Origin of the sequence: Collinsella sp. AF16-8 (assembly GCF_003462695.1) — a bacterium.
Lineage (GTDB): Bacteria > Actinomycetota > Coriobacteriia > Coriobacteriales > Coriobacteriaceae > Collinsella.
Genome location: NZ_QRXX01000001.1, coordinates 56,953 through 77,446, shown reverse-complemented (window position 1 = coordinate 77,446; position 20,494 = coordinate 56,953). Strand labels below are relative to the sequence as shown.

17 protein-coding genes are annotated in these 20,494 nt (G+C 60.5%); 7 read left to right on the top strand and 10 right to left on the bottom strand.

What is annotated here, in order from left to right:
- Window positions 1-141 precede the first annotated feature (141 nt).
- Together DWW73_RS00355 and DWW73_RS00350 are read right to left on the bottom strand one after the other, a co-directional pair.
- Window positions 142-1,263 carry a hypothetical protein gene (locus DWW73_RS00355; RefSeq protein WP_147343535.1) on the bottom strand — a complete coding sequence of 374 codons (1,122 nt, stop codon included), beginning with the start codon at window positions 1,261-1,263 and terminating at the stop codon, window positions 142-144.
- Window positions 1,264-1,902: 639 nt separating this feature from the next.
- Entirely contained in the window at window positions 1,903-2,871 is a 969-nt protein-coding gene (locus DWW73_RS00350) for a hypothetical protein (protein ID WP_055252061.1), read from the bottom strand.
- Between the two features lie 171 nt (window positions 2,872-3,042).
- Here DWW73_RS00350 and DWW73_RS00345 point away from each other — a divergent pair, with 171 nt between their 5' ends.
- Window positions 3,043-4,131, top strand: a complete 1,089-nt coding sequence (locus tag DWW73_RS00345) for a putative manganese transporter (RefSeq protein WP_117778444.1) — start codon at window positions 3,043-3,045, stop codon at window positions 4,129-4,131.
- Between the two features lie 164 nt (window positions 4,132-4,295).
- Here DWW73_RS00345 and DWW73_RS00340 read toward each other — a convergent pair whose 3' ends face one another.
- Together DWW73_RS00340 and DWW73_RS00335 are read right to left on the bottom strand one after the other, a co-directional pair.
- Entirely contained in the window at window positions 4,296-4,778 is a 483-nt protein-coding gene (locus tag DWW73_RS00340) for a DUF188 domain-containing protein (protein WP_117563982.1), read from the bottom strand.
- Window positions 4,779-5,381 (bottom strand): HdeD family acid-resistance protein, encoded by a 603-nt coding sequence (locus DWW73_RS00335; protein WP_117773002.1) that lies wholly within the window; start codon window positions 5,379-5,381, stop codon window positions 4,779-4,781.
- Between the two features lie 234 nt (window positions 5,382-5,615).
- Here DWW73_RS00335 and DWW73_RS00330 point away from each other — a divergent pair, with 234 nt between their 5' ends.
- From DWW73_RS00330 to DWW73_RS00320, 3 genes are all read left to right on the top strand, one after another.
- Window positions 5,616-6,287: a nitroreductase family protein gene (locus DWW73_RS00330; RefSeq protein WP_158563751.1), complete on the top strand. Its 672-nt coding sequence runs from the start codon at window positions 5,616-5,618 to the stop codon at window positions 6,285-6,287.
- A gap of 82 nt (window positions 6,288-6,369) precedes the next feature.
- A complete protein-coding gene (locus DWW73_RS00325; protein WP_055252053.1) occupies window positions 6,370-6,912 on the top strand; it encodes a histidine phosphatase family protein in 543 nt (180 codons plus the stop codon).
- Between the two features lie 17 nt (window positions 6,913-6,929).
- A complete protein-coding gene (locus DWW73_RS00320; RefSeq protein WP_117778442.1) occupies window positions 6,930-7,565 on the top strand; it encodes a histidine phosphatase family protein in 636 nt (211 codons plus the stop codon).
- Between the two features lie 129 nt (window positions 7,566-7,694).
- Here DWW73_RS00320 and DWW73_RS00315 read toward each other — a convergent pair whose 3' ends face one another.
- Window positions 7,695-8,384, bottom strand: a complete 690-nt coding sequence (locus tag DWW73_RS00315; RefSeq protein WP_117778441.1) for a DUF1015 family protein — start codon at window positions 8,382-8,384, stop codon at window positions 7,695-7,697.
- Window positions 8,385-8,423: 39 nt separating this feature from the next.
- Window positions 8,424-9,644 carry a M20 family metallopeptidase gene (locus DWW73_RS00310; RefSeq protein WP_117772996.1) on the bottom strand — a complete coding sequence of 407 codons (1,221 nt, stop codon included), beginning with the start codon at window positions 9,642-9,644 and terminating at the stop codon, window positions 8,424-8,426.
- A gap of 397 nt (window positions 9,645-10,041) precedes the next feature.
- On the opposite strand from DWW73_RS00310, the gene DWW73_RS00305 reads away from it, so the two are divergent.
- Window positions 10,042-10,848 carry a hypothetical protein gene (locus DWW73_RS00305; protein ID WP_147334487.1) on the top strand — a complete coding sequence of 269 codons (807 nt, stop codon included), beginning with the start codon at window positions 10,042-10,044 and terminating at the stop codon, window positions 10,846-10,848.
- Window positions 10,849-11,195: 347 nt separating this feature from the next.
- Here DWW73_RS00305 and DWW73_RS00300 read toward each other — a convergent pair whose 3' ends face one another.
- The 3 genes from DWW73_RS00300 to DWW73_RS00290 form a co-directional block, all read right to left on the bottom strand.
- Window positions 11,196-12,359, bottom strand: coding sequence for a phosphoglycerate dehydrogenase (locus tag DWW73_RS00300; protein ID WP_117778439.1), 1,164 nt, complete (start codon window positions 12,357-12,359; stop codon window positions 11,196-11,198).
- Between the two features lie 72 nt (window positions 12,360-12,431).
- Window positions 12,432-13,556 (bottom strand): 3-phosphoserine/phosphohydroxythreonine transaminase, encoded by a 1,125-nt coding sequence (gene serC, locus DWW73_RS00295; RefSeq protein ID WP_117778438.1) that lies wholly within the window; start codon window positions 13,554-13,556, stop codon window positions 12,432-12,434.
- A gap of 226 nt (window positions 13,557-13,782) precedes the next feature.
- Window positions 13,783-15,384 carry a potassium/proton antiporter gene (locus DWW73_RS00290; protein ID WP_117778437.1) on the bottom strand — a complete coding sequence of 534 codons (1,602 nt, stop codon included), beginning with the start codon at window positions 15,382-15,384 and terminating at the stop codon, window positions 13,783-13,785.
- Between the two features lie 253 nt (window positions 15,385-15,637).
- Between DWW73_RS00290 and DWW73_RS00280 the strand changes: the two genes are divergently transcribed.
- On the top strand, window positions 15,638-16,477 hold the full coding sequence (locus DWW73_RS00280) for a metallophosphoesterase (protein WP_117778436.1): 840 nt from the start codon (window positions 15,638-15,640) through the stop codon (window positions 16,475-16,477).
- A 195-nt stretch (window positions 16,478-16,672) separates the two neighbouring features.
- Here DWW73_RS00280 and DWW73_RS00275 read toward each other — a convergent pair whose 3' ends face one another.
- Complete coding sequence (locus tag DWW73_RS00275) at window positions 16,673-18,256, bottom strand: lipopolysaccharide biosynthesis protein (protein WP_369833027.1); 1,584 nt, start codon at window positions 18,254-18,256, stop codon at window positions 16,673-16,675.
- Window positions 18,257-18,635: 379 nt separating this feature from the next.
- Here DWW73_RS00275 and pckA point away from each other — a divergent pair, with 379 nt between their 5' ends.
- The gene (gene pckA / locus DWW73_RS00270; RefSeq protein WP_199413443.1) at window positions 18,636-20,306 is read left to right on the top strand and encodes a phosphoenolpyruvate carboxykinase (ATP); all 1,671 of its coding nucleotides are present in this window, start codon (window positions 18,636-18,638) and stop codon (window positions 20,304-20,306) included.
- Window positions 20,307-20,494 lie beyond the last annotated feature (188 nt).

The window sequence follows — 20,494 nt, the reverse complement described above, 5'->3', positions numbered from 1 at the left end:
GCGAGAATCAGTTCTTCCTCTACGGGAGTTCCTGCAGAATCAGTTTTATCTAAAGTTATATTGAGCATTGCTGCAGCCAATCTGGCACCTCGGTGGTCGAATAAGTCGAAAAATGTAGGTGGACATCCGCAGAGATCGCCTTTAGAAGAGCGAATTCTCAATTAGATCAATAATCGTGTCGTCTTCCGTGCGGTTTTCATCGATTTTTGCGAACATGTCGCATTCCCAAGGCCCATTGATTTCCTCAGCAAGGGCCCCGACGTGTTGCATGTCGTCGGGTTCTGGCACATCGTTGATGCTCGGGTCATCAGCTTGCGGATATTGGCTTGCAATTTCGCGCTTGGCGGCCTCTTCTTCTTTGAGTGTCTCCAGGACGCGGCGACCGTATTCGAAGTAGCGCCGCAAGACAAATTGACGAAGAGTTTCTTGCAGGATGGCGAAGTTATCCGGGAGTCGACCGGGCCATATCTTCTCGCGAATGCGAATCGCTTCCATGACCCGCCTAAAAGCGGACTGCTTGAAAAACGAATGACGACTAACTGTGATAACGGCATATCCCATGTTTCGCAGCGTGTTTCGGCGTTCCTCGTCAATTGATTGCTGTTCGGGCTCGTCGTGGTAAAAGCCGTTGTATTCGATATCGGTCATCGAATTTTCGAGCAGCGCGTCGAGGTAGAAAACCGTCCGTCGCGTTAGGGCGGCGTATCTTTTGGGGACTGGGATCGGATAGTCCGTTTTGATAGCGCGTATGGCTAAGCCACCCATTGACTTGGGCATTGTCAGCATCATGACAAACGCCGTTTCGAGTGGGGAGCGACAGCCTTCGCGTACATAAGAAAGTGCCTTAAGTGCTTTATTAGATCCACGATACCCCGATGCCTCTGAAAAGAAGGCTCTGAGCTCTTCAACGCTGGTTAGGGCTGGGCGCTCGCGATATTGAGTTTCGTCGGACGTTCCAAGCGCGTAGGAGCCGCAGATTTCAAAGTAATACTCAACGAGCTCCGAAAGGTTGAGGTCGGCTGCTGCTTCTAACGCGCACGGCTTGATATCGACGATGTAGACGTTCGGCTCGAGTTCTAGGTAGCTTTCTGCATCAAACGTATAGCGCGTGCAGTGGCAGATGCAGCCCTTGCGGTGCCTTTTGGCATTATTGGAAAACGTCAGCACATGGATGCTTTCAGAATCGACATTCTTTCTGTTGAGCCATGCTCGCGCCGCTTCCAGGTTGGACGTGGTCGGCGCAGACACCTTGATCTTTTCCATAGATATGGGATCGGTCGCGTGGCTTGCGAGCGAGTTGACTGTTTGGTATACAGCGCGTGCCGTGGTATGTGACAGAACGATTCCCATACGCGCATGATGGCATAGCGGACGCCATATACGCTCGAAACTTCGGGCAACGGTATTGGGGCGCGGCTTATCTTCTGCGAACGGTGGGTTTTTGAGCTGTCGTATTGAGGGGGGCAGCTTCGGCTGGGGAGGTTTCTGTCGGCTGCCCCATTTTGGTGAACTTTAGTTGCGGATTCGTAGCTTCTAAGCGTTTTTGCCGACCGCTCAGATGCCTCACCAACATAATTTGAGTTATTCGGCCTTATCCTATACGAATGGTGTGATCGCAACGTCTTATTCGAATTGATTCAGGTAGATTTATAGGGCTTGGTTGCGAAATTGGGGCGACTATAGCGCTCGATTGCGGTTCAAGGGGCCTCGACTAGTGGTTCAGCTGGCCGAACAACTCGAAAAAAGTAGGTGGGCCAATCTGCCGACTATGTGAAGCATGCATATTTGCTCGTTTTGATTAAAACTAGGGTGCAGCCATAAGACTGCGCCCTAGTTTACTGCGTGCCGGTGCGTCCAGACGGATTGCACTGTGCCTGGCAGGCGCTCCCGCAGATGGATCGGTTATTTCGCAAACAGGTTCTTGAGGTTGAACTCGGCCTGTACCGTGCGGAGCATGAGGTCGGTGTCGTCCAGACCCAGATGCTGCTCGTTGGCGTCGGGCGCGAGGGTGCCGCGACGGCGTGCCCAGTTCTCGAGCGCGGCGGGGGCGGACTCGCGGGGGAGCGAGCGCACGTCGGCGTCCAGGCTGCGGCAGATCTGGCGCGAGTCGATGACGATGATCTTGCCGGCGCGGCGTGCCTCGGCGTAGCCGTCCAGGTGGATCTTGAACCAGCTGTCCTCAAAGGCGGCATTGTGTGCCATGTACGGGTACTTCTTCATAAGCTTGAGCAGCTGCTTTTGCAGCTCTTTGTTCTCGCGGAACGGCTTTTTGCCGTCGATGTCGTCCCAGGTGATGTGGTGGATATTCGACAACGGCACATCCTCGCCGCGGTAGATGTCGGGCAGGCCGCAGTAGTGTGCCTCGGCGTCATGCGGGACGGCGTCGCTGGTGAGCTCCATGATCTCCCAGCCCACGTTGATGATATAGCCGCGCTCGGGTGCACGGCCGGTGGTCTCGATGTCGATACCGAGCACGGTGCCCTGGATGGGCTTGCGGGCGTAGGCCACGCCGAGCGCGTCGCGGTCGCCGCGGATTTCGCGCATAACGGACGCGGCGGTGCGCTTTTGCATCTTGCCGATGGCGGCGCAGGTGTCGGCATCGGACAGGCCGCGCGAGAGCGTCGCGGGCGTCACGTTGCGCAGACGCGCCTCGCCAATCTGGTCGCACAGGTCGCGGTTGCGGTCGGCCAGGTCGCGCACGGTGGCAAAGTCGAAGCCGGGGTCGCCCTCGGCGGTAAAGTACTCGGTCTCGAGCACCTTGAGGGCCTCCTCGCCCTTCTGGCGCTCGGACTCCATGGCGCCGTGGTCGCCGTAGATAAACATGGGGATAAACGGCTGGCGCTCGTATTCGAGTGCTTGCGATACGTTCATATGCTACTCCTTGGACGGGCCGCGTTGTGCGGCTCGAGGTTACTGAGTTATGGCGAGATGATAGTTTACCATAGGCAACTATTGGCACCGCGCCCGGGACAACTACAATACCCTAGTTGACCGCTAGGACTTTTACAATGCTGCCGAAAGACACGAAAGGTTCCATCCGTCATGGATTTACTGATTGATATTTTGCTCGACGCCGGCAAGGACACGCTGTCGCTGGTGCCGTTTTTGTTGGTGACGTATCTTGCTCTCGAGACACTTGAGCACGTTGCGGGCGACCGCGTCAACGGCGCTATCAAGCGCGCCGGCGCTGCGGGTCCCGTGGTTGGCTCGCTGCTGGGCATGGTGCCGCAGTGCGGATTTTCGGCCATGGCAGCAACGCTGTACGCCGGCCGTGTCGTGACCTTGGGCACGTTGGTGGCGGTGTTCCTTTCGACCTCCGATGAGATGCTGCCGCTGTTGCTTGCCGAGCAGGTTCCCGTGCAGACTATGGCGATGCTTTTGGCTTCGAAAGCGCTGATCGCACTGGTCACGGGTTTTATCGTGGACGCTGCCATTCGCGGCCTGCGCCGTAACGCCCGCGCGCACGCGGCGATTCGCCGTACCGTGCTGGGAACCGCGGCCAACCCGGCCCACGTGAACTGCGCGCACGACGACCACAGCGGCGGTGACATCATCGACGAGGTGGCCGAGGCAGGCGTGAGCGCCGACCACATCCACGAGCTGTGCGAGCGCGACCATTGCGGTTGTGATGAAGACGAGGACGAGCACGAACACGGACATGGCCACGATCACGGTCATGAGGGCGAACATGAACACCATGATGGTCACGGTCACTCTCACTCCCACGAAGGGACGCCTGTCCTGTCGATCATCCGCAGTGCGATCTCGCACACCGTGCAGGTCTCGGTATTCATTTTTCTGGTGACGCTGATTCTGGTCGCCGTGCTCGAGACGTTCGGCGAGTCCGCGATCGAGCAGTTCCTGCGCGGCAACGAGACACTCGCTGTCCTGGGTTCGGCGCTTGTCGGGCTGATTCCCAATTGCTCGGCGAGCGTGGTCATTACACAGCTGTATCTGGAAGGCGCGCTGCAACTGGCGCCGATGCTCGCCGGCACGCTCATTTCCGCCGGCGTGGGTTATCTGGTGCTGTTCCGCACCAACCGCAGCGCCCGCGAAAATGCCGTGTTCCTGATCATGATGTGCGTCATCGGCGCTGGCTGGGGCCTCATCCTCTCCGCCGTTGGCCTCTAAGTAGGCCTAAAAAATGGGCTTCAAATAGCCATGCTCAGCGCCTGCGCAATGCGGCGACGCATGGCATTTTGAAGCCCGTTTTTTGTTGAGCCATGGATTCCGAGCGCTCACACCGCTCAAAACAAAAAGGTAGATTTTAGGCATGTCTCAAAAATCTACCTTGGTTAGTGCAGCAACTCGGTGAGGTTGCGTTTAAAGCGGGCGCGGTCTTCGCTGGTAAATGCTGCCGGACCGCGAGTGCGTCCGCCGGCGCGGCGTACCTTCTTTTCCTCGTGGCGAATAAACAGCTGCATGTCGATAGTCGCCTTGTCGTACACGCGCCCGCGCACACCGATGGCGGCGGCATCGCGCCCGAGCACCATGCTCGCCAAGCCAATGTCCTGCGTCACGACCACGTCGCCCGCCTGCAGGCGTTCGACAATGGCAAAGTCGGCGCTGTCGGCGCCCACGCTCACGTCGAGCGTCGTGACCCAAAAGCCGCGTCGCGCGTGCTCGGCATCGCGCGGGTCGTCGCGGCGAATGTGCCGTTCCAGGTTTTGCGTGCTGTTGCCGGCGATAACAACGGCGACGCCCGCCCGCCGCGCGCAGTCAATCGACTCGCGCGTGACCGGGCAGGCGTCGGCATCAATAAAGAGCGTCTTTGGCATCTAGCGCACCAGTTTGCCAAACTGAATGGCGCGAACAATGAGCGTCACGCCAAACACCAGCAGCGCGGCACCGCTAAAGATGACGAGCATCTTGGCCGACCACAGCGGATAGATAAACACGAACATGCCGGCGATGATGGAAAGTGCGCCGCTCAGGATAGCGAGGGCGCGGTTGGACGAAAGCTCGGACTCCAGAATGGACATGACACCTTCGACAATCCAGCCAAAGCCGGCCACGATAACCACCATCGTGGTGAGCGTCGCGGTCGAGAAGGCCTGGTTGCGCAGGATTATGACGCCGCCCAAGATAATGAGTAGGTTGGAGATGATGCTCGTCACGCGCCAGCCGGTGGGCAGCAGCGGCTCAAAAATGGCAGTGAATAGTCTGATGGCAGCAGTGATTACAAAGTAAAAACCCAGGACAGTCGTCAAAAAGACGAGGGACTTGGCAGGTGCAAAAAGCAGCGCGATACCAGCAATGAGTGCTAAGACGCCCGTGATGGCGTAGATCCAGCGTACGGCCTTGACGGCTTTGCCCGCCATGCTTTTCTCGTCAAATCCAAACTGGCTCGATTTTTGATCATCGTTCTTAAAGATGCCCATAAGTCTCCTTTCCGTGCGGCGTAAGCCTTGATCGTTACAACCAGTATCCCCTAAGGGCGCTGACGTATGGGTCGGGGAGGGCGAAACGTAACCCAAAGGCCCCGAATTGTTTCCGTTGTTCCCCACGTCGCGATTTTCTATTCAACAGGTGTAGAACATTGCAGCCCTGTTCGTTATTGCCTACGTTTTAGGTTAGATTTTCCTAAGGACAATTGGCTTGTATTGGGGGTCCCTATGAACGAAGCAGTTCCCGAGGCACCGTCGAGTGTCGAATCGATGGCAAAGCAAGGTTGCGAAAAGCTTGGCCTGGACACGTTTGACGCGCTGGTCCGCCGCGCCCGTACGTGCCGCCGTTTTGACGAGTCCATGCGCGTGCCGCGCGAGTTTTTGCTCGAGCTGGCGGAACTGGCGCACCTGGCTCCCTGCGGCGCCAATGCTCAGCGTCTGCGTTTTCATGTGGTGAGCGGTGCCGAGGATTGCGCGCGTGTATTTGATGAGCTTGCATGGGCCGGCGCGCTTAAGGATTGGTCGGGTCCTGCCGAGGGCGAGCGTCCGACCGGCTACATCGCGATTCTTGCCGAGCGCGCTGTTCCGGGTAAGCCCGCCGCGCCCATCACCGAGGTCGACACGGGCATTGCCGCGCAGACGATGATGCTCGCCGCTCGCAGCGCCACGCCCGAGGTGGCAGCCTGCATGTTCAAGGCCTTTACGCCCCACGCGATCGATGCTATGGGGCTCGATAACGACAAGTATGAGCTCAAGCTGATCATGGCTTTTGGCGTGCCGGCCGAGACGCAGATGATCGATGCGATCGATTCCAACCCCGACGGCTCAATTAATTACTGGCGTGACGATGCGCAGGTGCACCACGTACCCAAGCGCCCGCTCGCCGACGTGCTGGTGTAGCTGAGCGTCACCGCGGCGTGATCAGACGGTAAACCACCACAAAGGTGCCTGTCCCCTTTGTGGTGGTACGAGGGGAGAGCGTGTGGCAGATCTGTATTTGGTGCGGCATGGGCAGACTGAGCTCAATGTGCAGAGCATTTTGCAGGGCTGGCACGATTCGCCGCTTACGGCGCGCGGGCGCGAGCAGGCGCTGACGGCGCGTACGGCGTTTGCGGCGCGTGGCGTGGCCTTTGATCATGTGTATTCCTCGCCGTTGGGCCGGGCGCGGCATACGGCCGAGCTTATCGTTGGCGAGGGCCGTTCCATTGAGCTGGTCGATGACCTGCGTGAGTGGCATTTTGGCTCGCTGGAGGGCACATCAAATCGCGAGATGCCGCCGCAGCCCTGGGGCGATTATCCGGTGGCCTTTGGCGGCGAGTCGGAAGTGCAGCTTCAGTCGCGCATGGTCGCGGCGCTGTCCCGTATTATGGCCCGGCCGCAGCACGACTGCGTGCTGGCGGTTTCCCACGGCTCAGCCTGCCAGGAGTTTCTTGAGTATGTGACTGGCGGGGGAGAGCTACCCGACAACGGTGCCGTGCTTCATTTTGGCTATTGCGACGGGGCGTTTTCGCTCTTGGGTTGGTAACGAACGAAAGGACCCCTATGAATAAAGATCTGTATCTGGTCCGTCATGGACAGACGATATTCAACCTTAAGCGTATCATTCAGGGGTGGAGTGACTCGCCGCTTACGCAGTTGGGTTGCGACCAGGCGGCGCGCGCCGGCATGTTTTTACGTGCGCGCGGCATTGAGCCCGATCATGCCTACACCTCTACGCTTCATCGCACCGAGCAGACTGTCGCCAACTTGTGGCCGGGCTTGGCGTACGAGCGCCTGGACGGCCTGCGTGAGTGGTTCTTTGGCGACTTTGAGGCCGAGCGCGTGATGCTTATGCCCGAGCGCCCGTGGCGCGACTTCTATCGGCAGTTTGGCGGCGAGGGCCAGATCCAGGTGCGCACGCGCATGGTGGCGACGCTGACCGATCTTATGCAGCGTCCGGACCATACGTGCGTGCTCGCGGTAAGTCATGGCTCAGCTATCAAGGAGTTTTTGGACCACGTGCGGGGCGCGGCGGCCGACGAGCGCGAACGCGTGCCGGGCAACTGCTCAGTGCTGCATTTTGCGTTTGACGATGCGGCCGATACGTTTGAACTGGTCGAAGTCTTTACGCAGGAAGACTACGCGCGCGAGCTGGGGCTAGAGCCGCTCGTGGCGGCGGCAGGTCCGCAGCGTGGATAACGCTGACGTTGCGGCCCGGTTTACCGGCGTAATTGTTTGATGCGAAAAGGGCGGAGGTGCATGCGTTTGCTGCATCTCCGCCCCTTGTTTGTTTGGATGCTGGGTTTTCCAGCTTAGCGTTTGAGTTCGCTAGAACCGTGAGACCTGGTGAGTGAGCAGACCCGTCGGAACCTGCGGCGCGTTGCCGCTGACCTGCGCGGCGGGGAACAGCACGGCTACAGCAAAGTTGAACGGCTCTTTGCCAGAGTAGGCGCCGGCAGCGCGGGCCTCGTCGGCCAGAATCTGCGATGCCCCAGCCAGTGCGGCGACATAGGCGGAGTCACCGGCGAACACCGGGTCGGGCGCCTGATCGAGCATGGCACGGATGGCGGCAACGGCGTCCTCGCGCTTGACCTCCCACACGCGATGTGTGACGCCCGCGGGATCGGTGACGGCGTAGAGCGATGCGCCCTCTTTGGCAGCGCTCAAAATGATATCCATGACGGGCGACGCCTCGTAGGCGAGCGACACGGGGCGCGGCTGCACCTTAAGCTCGGCGATCGCGCGCGCGGCGGCGAGTGCGTCGACGCTCTCGGCGGCAGCCTCGTCGCTACCCGTCAGTACGTTAACCGGGCAAATCGCCACGACACCCGTCGCGCGACCCGGCTCGCCCGAGCATTCGTACACGTAATACGCCGCGCCTGGATCCTTGAGCATTAGGCCGTCAGCAATGGCGCCGCGCAGGGCGTCGTTGCCGCTCAGGATACCGCCCATCGCAGGCAGCGCCTCGAGCACACGGTCCTGAGCCGGGCGGATGCAGGGAAACGGAAGTGCTTTCATGGGCGGTCCTAACGCGCGAGTCGGTTTGTTCGCGGCTTATTATGCCCCAACTTGGCCGCTTGCGTCCCAGAGCGTGTTATCGGCAAGCGCGATGAGCACGTTTTGGCAGCGAACGATATCGGCATGGGGCACATACTCGTCGGGCTTGTGTGCGAGCGCCAACGAGCCGGGGCCGTAGCTCATACAATTGCGGTTGCCTGTCTTGCCGGCAATAACGGCGGTATCGGTGTAGCCGGTAAAGAAGCCGACGGTCGTGTCCGCGTCCGTTACGTCATCGGCGGCACGCTTGAGCGCTGCTAGAAGGGGAGAGTTCGGGTCGCGCTCGATGGCGGGGCGGTCGCCCGTCACGGTGTAGCTGCCATGGCAACCGGGAACGGCGGCTTCGGCGACGGCGATGGCATGCTCGACCATATTGATTGCGGCGGCCGTATCGGTCGGCGGGGTCAGGCGCATGTCGACCCAGACTTTGGCGCGGTCGGGTACGACGTAGGGGCGATATCCGCCCTCGATTTGGCCAAACGTGATGGTCGAAGGCCCCAGCTCATCGTGCGCGGGCAGCGCCGCAAACGCGCGACGAAGCGAACACACGACCTCGGCCATGGCGGCGACGGCATCCGCGCCCTTCCAAGGCTGGCTCGCATGCGCCGTCACGCCAGCCATTTCAATCTCGAACCACGTACGCCCCTTGTGCGCCACCTGGATCTGTCCGTCGGTGGGCTCGGTGTCCAGCACCCATTCGCGCGAGCTGACCCAGCCAGCATCGATCGCGGCCTCTGAGCCGCGCATGAAGTCTTCCTCGTCGACCGAGCAGATGAGCGAAAAGCCGCGGCGTGGCAGCGCGCCATCCGCCGCCACGCGCTCGAGCGTATGGACCAGTGCGGCAATGGCGCAGGCCAGGCCACCCTTCATATCGCAGGCACCGCGGCCATAGAGTTTATCGTCGCGCACAACCGCCCCAAGCGGTTCGATGTCTGCGTCCCAGCCATCGCCCAAGGTGACGGTATCCATGTGGCAGATATAGATCAGCCGCGGCTCGTCGCTTTGGCCCGGCACGGTGACTTTAAGGTTGCGGCGCCCGGGCAGCACTTCGAGCTCCTCAATCTGCACGGCATCGAGCGCAGAACTATCAAGTTGTGCCAGCTGCTGCTCAATGAGCCTCTTAATGAAGCGCTCAATTTCATCCTCATACGCGCCCGGGTCTGAGCTGTCGATCCGCACAAGCTCCTGCGCAAGCCGCCAGGCAAAATCCTCATCAACCATATGCAACCTCACAATCAGTTTGCTTTCCAAACCGATTGTAAGCCTCCTGAGAGATCCGCGACGTGGGCGTGGCAGTATTTACCGTTCGCAGGCCGAGCCAGCGCGTTTGCCGTCCGGGCGGGTTCACAAGCGACGCAGCGGGTACGTACCCTTCATGGACGACATGCTGTGCGACATATCTGCCTTTCGGTATCACCGGATACCTCCACAGGTCTTGGCAATAATGCCGGACCTGCCCGATTCTGCGGACGATCCGCGCAGGGAGCACCTATGTGAGCATCCGCTCGTCACGCATTTCCTGGGCACCCCGTTACACGTGTTGGCGCAGGGCAGCTGCGGACGTAAGGGCGATCGCATTGTCAGGCATGTTTGGAACGGGGAGAGGCCGTTTGATTCCGTGCGGCAGACGGAGTTTGGCCTCGATGTTGCGTCCCCACTCTTTACCCTGCTGACCCTGGCTTCCTCGGTCTCAAACGAGCGTCTAATCATGTGCATGTATGAGATGTGCGGCACCTTTGCCGTGTGCAAGATTGCGCCTCAGGTAAAGTCGGCACTTGAGCAGGCATACGGGGGCCGGTGGGGTGACGCACGGTCGGGCTGGGAAAACGTAAAGGATGTCTCGGGGAATCCAACGGACTTGTGGAAACGACCTCCCTTGATCGAGCTCTCTGAGCTTACAGAGTTCGTCGATAAGGTCCGGGGGCTCCGCGGCGCTAAATCGTTCATACGAGCCGCGAAATGCATTACGGGGGTGGCAGCATCGCCGCTCGAGGTCCAGGCTTCGATGCTGTTTGGCCTTACGAGGTTGCGCGGCGGCGAAGGGCTGAGCCTTACCAATAACGTTGAGATTCGTATGACGCGCAGCGCCCGCCTGATTTCGGGGCTTGATAGGCGCTATGCCGATATCCTGCTGGCAAATAAGGACGGCAGCCGAGAGTGTCTGGTTGAATGCCAGGGTAAAGCCATTCACGGATCCATTGAATCCAAGATTTCGGACTCCGATCGAACGACGGCGCTGCAAGCGATGGGATATCCCGTCATTCTGATGACCTATGGTCAGCTGGCCGACTCCGATGCCTTCCGCGTGGTGATGGAGCTCATCATGTCCTATCTCGATGTGCCGCTGAAAGACAAGACGCCGCGACAGCAGGAGCTCGAACGGCGGCTTCGTGAGGAGATTTTTATCGATTGGGCAGGAATGTAGCCGCGCGGGTGGAAAACGGTCGCGCGGACTAGAGTTTTGGTCACAAAAAGACTTATATTTCGCCTTGGAGGGGCCTTAAAAATGCTATCTAGAATAAGTTGTTTCGGAAAATGGACAGTCAACTTACATTCGGCACATAGAGATCGATTTTTACCTACTAAAGTCCCTGATAAAGCTGTTTATCAAAGCGGGTGTGCTTAGCGACTTGAGCCTCACTATCGATTATCTGAAAAAACTTGTTATGGGTATCATTTTAAAGTCGTCCGGAACAACAAAATCGGCCCCCGTTTCGTGAAAACGGGGGCCGAATGGGCTTCGTGGTCTGTCTGGCAGGATTGGCGCCGGCGCTATTTAATCACGCGCACACGATACATCGACGGAATATGCTTGAGTGCCTCGATCGTGCTGCCGTCCAGGTGCTCATCGGTGTCGAACATGGTGTAGGCGTTCTCGCCAGCGGACTCGTTGATCATGCGCTGCACGTTGGCGTTGTCCTTGGCGAGAATGGCCGTGATCTGGCCGATCATGTTGGGCACGTTGGCATGCAGGCAAGCAATGCGGCTTGCGGCGCGCGCCTTGCCCATGCTGCAGGCGGGGTAGTTGACGCTGTGCGCGATGTTGCCGTTTTCCAGGTAATCTTTGAGCTCGCTGATGGCCATGTCGGCGCAGTTGGCCTCGGCCTCGCCGGTGCCGGCGCCCGAATGCGTGGTGATAAACGTGTTGGGCATCTTGACGGTCTTGGGCGTGGCAAAGTCGCAGCTAAACCAGCTGAGCTTGCCCTCGCGCAGGGCAGCGTCGACGGCGTCCTCGTCAATGATGGTTTCGCGCGCGTAGTTGATGAGCACGGCGTCGGGCGCCAGCAGGTCGATCTGCTCGGTGCTGATCATGCCGATGGTATCGGCCTTGCTGGGCACGTGCACGGTGAGGTAGTCGCAGCCGCGGCACAGATCCTCGAGCGTGCCCACGCGCTGCACCTCGCGACTCAGCACCCATGCGTGCTCGACGGAAATGAACGGGTCGTAGCCGTAGACGTCCATGCCCAGGTCGACGCAGGCGTTGGCGACCTTGGAGCCTACGTTGCCCAGGCCGATGACGCCGATGCGCTTGCCCTTGAGCTCGCGGCCCACAAAGGCCTTTTTGGCCTTCTCAGCGTCGACCTGGATCTCGGGGTCGTCGGCGTTGTCGCGCACCCAGTTCATCGACTGCACTACTCCGCGGCTCGAAAGCACCAGCATGCCCAGGACAAGCTCCTTGACGGCGTTGCTGTTGGCACCGGGGGAGTTAAAGACGACGACGCCTTTCTTGGCGTACTCCTCGACGGGGATGTTGTTGACGCCGGCACCGCAGCGGGCGATGGCGCGGATGCCCTCGGGCAGCTCGTAGCCGTGCAGGTCGGTCGAGCGCATCAGGATCGCGTCGGCCTCCTCGGCGGTGCTTACAAACTCGTAGCCCTCGCCAAACTCGACTTTGCCGTCTTTAGTGATGTCGTCGATGGTCTTTATCTTACGCATGGAAAAACTCCTTAGCAGGTTTTTATCTAAACAGGGTGGTCTGAGGTGGCTGGTCGGCCCGCGTGCTGCGGGCTAGTTAGATCGCGGGCTCAAACTATGCTGCGCTTCGAAGTCCTTCATGAACGAGGCCAGTGCCCGCACGTCTTCCATGGTTACGGCGTTGTACACGCTGGCGCGCATGCCGCCGACGAGGCGATGACCCTTGACGTTTTGGATCTGGTGCTCTGCCGCGCCCGCAACGAAGGCCGCGTCGAGTTCGGCATCGCCGGTACGGAAGGTGACGTTGGCGATGGAGCGGCTATCGGCCTGCGCGGTGCCATGGAACAGCTCGCTGAGCTCGAGTAGATCATAGAGCAGGTTGGCCTTGGCCCAGTTGCGCTCGGCCATGGCGGCAAGTCCGCCGGTCTCCTCGACCCAGTGGAACACCTTGCCGCACACGTAGATGCCAAAGGTGTTGGGCGTGTTGAGCATGGAGCCCTTGGCGGCTTGGGTCTTAAGGTCCATGTACTGCGGCGTCTGCGCATAGGCCGGGCCTTCGGCGATAAGGTCGTCGCGCACGATGACCACGGTCACGCCCGCGGCGCCGGCGTTTTTCTGCGCGCCGGCGTAGATGAGCCCGTAGCGCTCAACGTCGAGCGGCTGCGACAGAAAGCAGCTCGAGACATCGGCGACCAGCGGCACGTCGCCGCAATTGGGCAGCTCGTGGTACATGGTGCCAAAGATGGTGTTGTTCTGGCAGATGTAGACGTAGTCGAGCCCGTCGCCCGCAGCCTCGGCGGCAATACGCGCGTTGATGTCGGCCATGTCGGGGATGCGGTCGAAGTTGGTGTCTTCGGAGCTCGCGAGCAGCGCGGCCTCGCCGTACTTGGCGGCCTCCTTGTACGCCTTGTTGGCAAAGTTGCCGGTCACGACGTAGCCGGCGCGGCCGCGGCGCATGAGGTTCATGGGGATGCCCGCAAACTGCAGCGTGGCGCCGCCCTGCAAAAACAGGACGCGGTAGTTGTCGGGGATGCTCAGCAGACGGCGCAGGGTTGCCTCGGCGTCGTTGATAATCTGCTGGTACATGCTAGATCGATGGCTCATCTCGAGCACGGACATGCCGCAACCGCGGTAGTCCATCATCTCGTTGGCGATCTCGGCGAGCACGCTTGTAGGCAGCGCGGCCGGGCCAGCTGAGAAGTTGTGCACACGTGCCATCTTCTAGTTCCCCTCGTAGTCGTTTGAACGTTCGGGATACTTTAGCACAGTGGAGCGTCAGGCGCGACCGAATCACAGCAAAACCCGAGTGCGCCGCTATGATTTACAGGATGGTTACATGGGGGAGGGGTGCTTTACTCCTCGGGCAAATCCAAATCTGCGAGCGAAGGCATGAAGTTCTCTAGGCGCTTGATTTCTTCGTCGCAAATTAGCTAACCCCTGGTCACTACGACGCCAGCGTGGCGATGACGGCTTCGTCGCCGGCGTATATGAGGGTGTTGCCATCGGGAATGATCGTTTGGCCGTCGCGCTTGAGCATCACTACAATAAACGGATGCTTGCCTTGCGGCACATCGCGCAGGCGCTGACCGGCCAGGCGACCGTGGGGCGTCACGGTGACCTCGCGCAGCGTAACCTCGGCACGCTCTTCGAACGTTGGGGCTGCCATCACCAGAAGGTCGCCTTCCTCGATGACGGTATCGCCGTTGGGCAGTACCGGGTGCGCCCCGTCGCGCAGCACCAAGACCACGAGCATGTCCGTCGCGCTGCCAATATCGGCGAGCGAGCGTCCGGCAAACGGATGTCCAGCGCCCACCTTGAGCTTTACAAACGACATGCCGTCCTCGTCGCGGTAGTCGTTAAAGGTGCGGCGTACGTCGCCGGCCGCATCGATCATATCGAGTTTCTTCGCCACCGCCGGCAGTAGCGAACCCTGCACCACAATGCTCGATACGGCAATCACAAACACCAGGTCAAACAGGTCGTGACCGCCGGGAACGCCGGCTACCACGGCAAAGAGGCTAAAGACGACCGAAGCCGCGCCGCGCAAGCCCGCCCAGCTTACGAGTGCAACCTGGCGAGGGTTCGTCTTAAAGGGCACCAGCAGCAGACCGACGGCGATGGGGCGGCTCGCAAAGAGCATAAACGCCATGAGCGCCAGGCCCGGCAGCAGCATCTGCGGCAGGCGCGCGGGCGTGACGAGCAGGCCCAGCAAAAAGAAGATGGTCATCTCGGCCATCTCGGTGAGGGTGTCAAAAAAGTGCGCCATCTCGACCTTACCGGTGATGTCGCTTGCGCCCAGCACAATGCCTGCAAGGTATACGGCCAAAAAGCCATTGCCGCCCAGGTAGCTCGGCAGCGCGTAGGCGACGATGGCCACGGCGAACAAGAAGATGGTCTGCGCGCCTTCGGCCGTTGCGTGTGCGCGCTCAATCAGACGGCTGGATGTCCAGCCGATGGCAAGGCCCAACCCCACGCCCAGGATGATCTGCTTGGTCAGCAGCACGGGAATGTCGATATTGCCGCCCGCCGCGAGGGTCGCGAGCACGGCAGTGAGCATGTAGGCGACGGGGTCGTTGGAGCCCGATTCGACCTCGAGCAGCGAGTCGGTGCCGCCCCTCAGCGAAAGGCTGTGCTCGCGCAGAACGCTAAAGACGCTGGCCGCGTCGGTGGACGCCACGACCGATCCCAGCAGCAGGCCGCCGATCCAGTCGAAGCCCAGCACAAAGTGGGCGAACACGCCGGTGATGCCTGCGGTGATGACGACGCCGAGCGTGCTCAGCAGCACCGCCGGCGCGGCGACGGGCTTGGCGCGGTCTATGTTGGTGTTAAAGCCGCCGTAGAACATGATGAACAATAGCGCCGTGCTGCAGACGGTTTCGGTGAGTGCGTAGTCGCTAAAGTCGATATGCGCCGGGCCGTTGACGCCCAACAGCATGCCGAGCGCGATAAAGATAAGCAGGGTGGGGAAGGGGAGCTTTTTGCCGACGGGTTTGATGGTCAGGCACAAAATGATGACGAGGCCGATAAAAAGAAGGATCTGGTTCATGGATGGTGTCCGCTCCTGGGTGGTTGGCGTGGCACGGTTAGTTGTCTGCGGTTATTTGTACCCAAAGATGGTGGGTTTATGGGGTTGGATTGCGGGCGTGCGCGATATCGTCATAGACGGCTGCCGTCTTTGCCTCTGCTCGGAAACCCTTTCCAGCTTTATTGCAACGGAGTACAATGGGTAACGTTTAAGTTCAACTTGAAGTTTTAGTTGCGGCGCCGGGCTTTGGCCGCAATGCAAGGAGAGGCGTACCATGGCGATCTATGTGACATCTGATGCTCACGGGCACGTGCGTGCGCTTGACGAGGCCCTGTCCAAGATTTCGTTGACGTCCGACGACACGCTGTACGTGCTGGGCGACATGATCGATCGCGGGCCCGATCCGGTCGGCGTTATTAAGCTCGTGCGCTCGCTGCCTAACGCCCGCGTTCTCAAGGGCAATCACGAGCAGATCATGCTCGATGCCATCATTGGCCAGGATCCGCTCGATGCCGAGACCTGGGATATCAACGGTGGCTGGACGACGCGCGAGCAGCTCAACGACATGGAATTTGAGGCATACGAGGAGCTCGTGCGATGGATGGCCGCGCTGCCGCTCTACGCGGTGGCCGAGACCGAGGAGCGCCCGTATCTGCTGGTACATGCTGGAATCGAGATGAAGGCGGCGCGCGCGTTTTTACTTGAGCATGGCGTCGATTGTGCCGATGGCGTCGGAGCGGTGGGTGCCGATCGCGAGCTGCTGCAGCAGATGCTCGCGGTGCAGTCGTCCGATGACCTGCTGTGGATTCGTCACGGCTATTGGGATGCGCCGACGGGACTGCTTTCTGCCGAGGGCGAGGGTCCGGTCGTGGTGAGCGGCCACACGCCCACGGTGTCGCTTGGGCGCTATTGCGAGGTTGGCGGCCTGGCGGGGCTTGATGAGGAGTCGGGCCGCGGGCAGATTGTGCGCCTGGGTGGCGAGGATACCGCCGGCGTGCCCGATCGTATCGATATCGACTGCGCCGCCGCCACCGGCTCCGAGTTCGGCCGCGTCGGGATCCTGCGCCTGGATGATGGCGCGGAGTTCTACGCGAATATCAACCCTGGAGAATAACCTTGTTCCGCCGTTCTACCGAACGGCGGTCACGTTGACGCTGCGCAGCCCCGAAGCACCCCACCTTGTCGCTCAAACCGTCGCTCGCGTACAGAAGTACGCGTCGCTCCTCCTTCGCGCCAACCTGGGGCACTTCGAGACTGCTCGCTGTCGGTGCCAAAACATCGACGTTTCTTTTCTTCAAATTGATTCGAATTAGGCGCCGTAGGGGTTGCGGTCGCGCTCGATGCGTTGGCGGATGTGGGCGTATTCGATAATCAGCAGCACCAGGAGTAGGGCCATGATGGCTAGGTAGCTCACCACAGCGCCCATCAGACCCAGTAGCTTAATCAGGATCACCGGCAGCACCACGCTTACGGCGAAGCAGATCAGGTAGATCTTGGTGACGTCTCCAGCGTGGCGCAGCACCGTGATGATGGCGTAGATAAAGTCGATGGCCGCGGTGACGCCGCCGGCGACGACCATCAGCAGCGCCAGCGTACGGTAGCGTTCAAAGCTGAGGCCGTACATAAAGCTCATGAGGGGAATACCGGGACCTGCCATAAATGCGGCGCACACGCCGGTGATGACCACGATCAGCGCCATAACGGCAACAATAATCAGGTCAAAGCGACGACGCTTGCGAGGATTAGCCCAAATGCTCGACAAGCGCAGGAGCTGCGGTTTATAGATAAATCCAATGCTCAGCAAAATAGCCTGCGCCGGAAAGAACAGGGCATTAAAGTACAGCTGATATTTGTATGCCAGCGTGCCTTCCATCACGAACTTGGGCATGCTCTCGATAAGGTTGAACAGGAACAGCGCACCAAAGAGCGGGGCGCACTGGATAAACAGGTGGCCGACCTCGCGCAGGCTCACGCGGCGCGATTTTTCGGTCTCGAGCAGGGCAAGCGGCGCGGTGACCAGCACGAGCGAGGCAATCGCGGCGATGCCCATGGCCATGGCCGCGATGGGCATACTGCGCGTAAGGAACAGCGCCATGCTAAAGACCGCGATGACGCCGGCGGAACGCAGCGTTTGGCTCATGCCGGCCAAATAGAGCTTGTCGGCCTGCTGCAGGCGGCCCTCGTACACGTCCGCCACGCCGTCGATCACCTTATACAGGTAGACGCCCAGGCCGATCGTGGCCATCTGCGCATCGTAGCCGCGGGCGCTGCTGTATACCAGGCCGCATGCCAGCGCGAGCGCTCCGCAGAGCCAGCGGTTGAGCTGGTAGGAGGCGAAAGAGGTTTTTTCGTCGATATCCGAGACCTGGAAATTGCGCACGCCGTAGTTGCACGCGATCATGATGAGCGTGCCGGTGACAAAGGCGATGGAGAATTTGCCAGCCTCCTCGGCGCCCACGAGCTGTGTGGACACGATGGTGAGCAACGGAAACGCCATGCCCCACACGGCGGTGCCCAGGGTATTCCAAAGGTAGTCGCGACGGGTGGCGTGATCTTCGTACTCGGCTTCTTGTGTGGAGAAGCCGCCGCCGTAGACGGCTCCGAGCAGGCGGTTCCACCAAGCGTTGACCATGCGGCGGACGGGGCCGGGCTCCCGATCGCGTTCGCGCCGGCGACGGCGTGTGGCCTGGCTGCTGTCGGGGCCGCCGGCGTTGCGCTGGCTCAGCTCCTGGATGCGCGCGAGCTCTTCGGCCGTGTGGGAGGCGGGGAACAGGCCGTTCTCGATGCGTCCGCCCTGGGTCCTTGCGGTGCCGCTGCCCGCTACGGCGGGGTCGGCGACGCCATTGCGGCGGGCGATGGCGCGGCGAATGCTATCGAGGGGCGTGATGCTCAAAGCGGAGTCCTTTCTATTGCTGCACTCTAGTATAGACGCGACGGTGTTCGGTCGTGTTTTTGAACAGGTTGTTCGATAATTTCGGCGGCGCCATTCAGTAGACGGCACTCGGGGACGTTCCTTATGTGCCGGCACTTTAGGAACGTCCCCGAGTGCCGGCATCCGGGGACGCTCCTTGGTTGTTGCCTGTTCAAGAGTGTCCCCAACGATTAGTCGTTTAAAAACGTCCCCAATGACTAGGCCGCTTGCCTGCGATTTTTGACCGTTGGGCGGGCGCTTCGCCGTTGCCGCAAAAACGTTTTTGCATATCGGGTACAACGGGCTTTACGTGAGTAAAGTGCGCGCCGCGTCCACGTGTCGCGCTTTTAAAGGAGGCCCCATGCCAGGTGTTACCCCTGCAGAAGTTCTGTCCAACTTTGGCATTACGCTGGTCGAAGATCCTGCCGAGAACCAGCCCCGCCTGCTGGTCGACCTGCCGGCAGCCGAGCTCGTCGAGCACGCCATCCGTCGCAACGAAGGTCGTATGGCCTCCAACGGCGCGCTGGTGATCGAGACGGGGGAGCGCACTGGCCGCTCGCCTAATGACCGCTTTATCGTTGACACCCCCGATGTTCACGACAAGATTGCCTGGGGTGCCGTCAACCGCCCGCTGTCTGTCGAGAGCTACGAGGCCATCAAGGCCGGCATCGTCGACTATCTCAACGAGCGCGACGTGTTCGTCACTCGCGGTATGGCCGGTGCCGACCGCAACCATACGCGTCGTCTGCTTGTCGCCTGCGAGCGTGCCAGCCAGGCGCTCTTTATTAAGCAGATGCTCGCCCGCCCGCTTGCCCGTGAAATCGCACGCACCGGCGAGCCGGACTTCTGCGTGCTCGCCGCGCCGGGCTACCAGTGCGATCCCGCCATCAAGGGCCTCAACTCCAGCGCCGCCGTGGTCATTAACTTCCAGGAGCGCGTGATTCTGGTCGCCGGCACCGGCTACTCCGGCGAGATCAAAAAGTCCATTTTCAGCGTCATGAATTACCTGCTGCCCGTCGAGGACGACGTGCTGCCCATGCATTGCTCGGCCAGTATGGACCCCGTCACGCATGAGACCGCCGTGTTCTTTGGCCTCTCCGGCACCGGCAAGACCACGCTTTCGGCCAACCCCACGCGCCTGCTGATCGGCGACGACGAACACGGTTGGTCCGACATGGGCATCTTCAACATCGAGGGTGGCTGCTACGCCAAATGCGAGGGCCTGGACGCGTTCCACGAGCCTGAGATCTTCAACGCCGTCCGCTTTGGCGCGATCTGCGAAAACGTGGTGCTCGACGAGAACCGCAAGCCCAACTACGACGACATCTCGATCACGCACAACACGCGCGTGGCCTACCCTGTGGAGCACATTCCCAACGCGTGGACCAAGGGCATGGGCACCACTCCGAGCGTCGTGCTGTTTTTGACCTGCGACGCCTTTGGCGTGCTGCCGCCCATCTCGCGCCTGACGGCCGACGCCGCCATGTATCACTTTGTGACGGGCTTTACGGCCAAGATCCCCGGCACCGAGGTCGGCGTCACCGAGCCCACGCCCACGTTCTCTTCGCTGTTTGGCGAGCCGTTTATGCCGCTCGACCCCATGGTCTATGCCAAGATGCTCGGTGAGCGCATCGCCGACGGCCGCACGCGTGTGTACCTGGTCAACACCGGCTGGATTGGCGGCGGCTACGGCGTGGGCCATCGCATCGAGCTTGCCTACACGCGCGCCCTGGTGGCCCGCGCCCTCGACGGTACCATCGAGGACAGCGAATTCGTGCATGACGATATCTTTAACGTTGACATTCCCACCACGTGCCACGGCGTGCCCGACGGCATCCTGGTGCCGCGCCAGTACTGGCAGAGCACCGCGCGCTACGACGAGGCGGCGCACAACTTGGCCGTGATGTTCGAGGAGAACTTCGAGAAGAAGTACTCGCACCTGCCCGAGTCCGTGAAGGCCGCCGGTCCGCACGCTCAGGTGCACGCCGACGCCCGTCATCGCGGCCGCGGCCTGCTGGGACTCCGACACTAGCGTCGCCGCGAGTCCATATCCGCCACAAAGGGGACAGGCACCTTTGTGGCGGTTTTGCTTGGGCGAATGACTCGGGTTACAATACGCCTGACATATCGCCCCCTTCTCCGGATGGGGGCAGCGTAAGCGCTCTTGTGGCGGCACCGTAGGACTTTGAAGGTGGCCGTCGTAAGAGCGCTTTTTGTTTA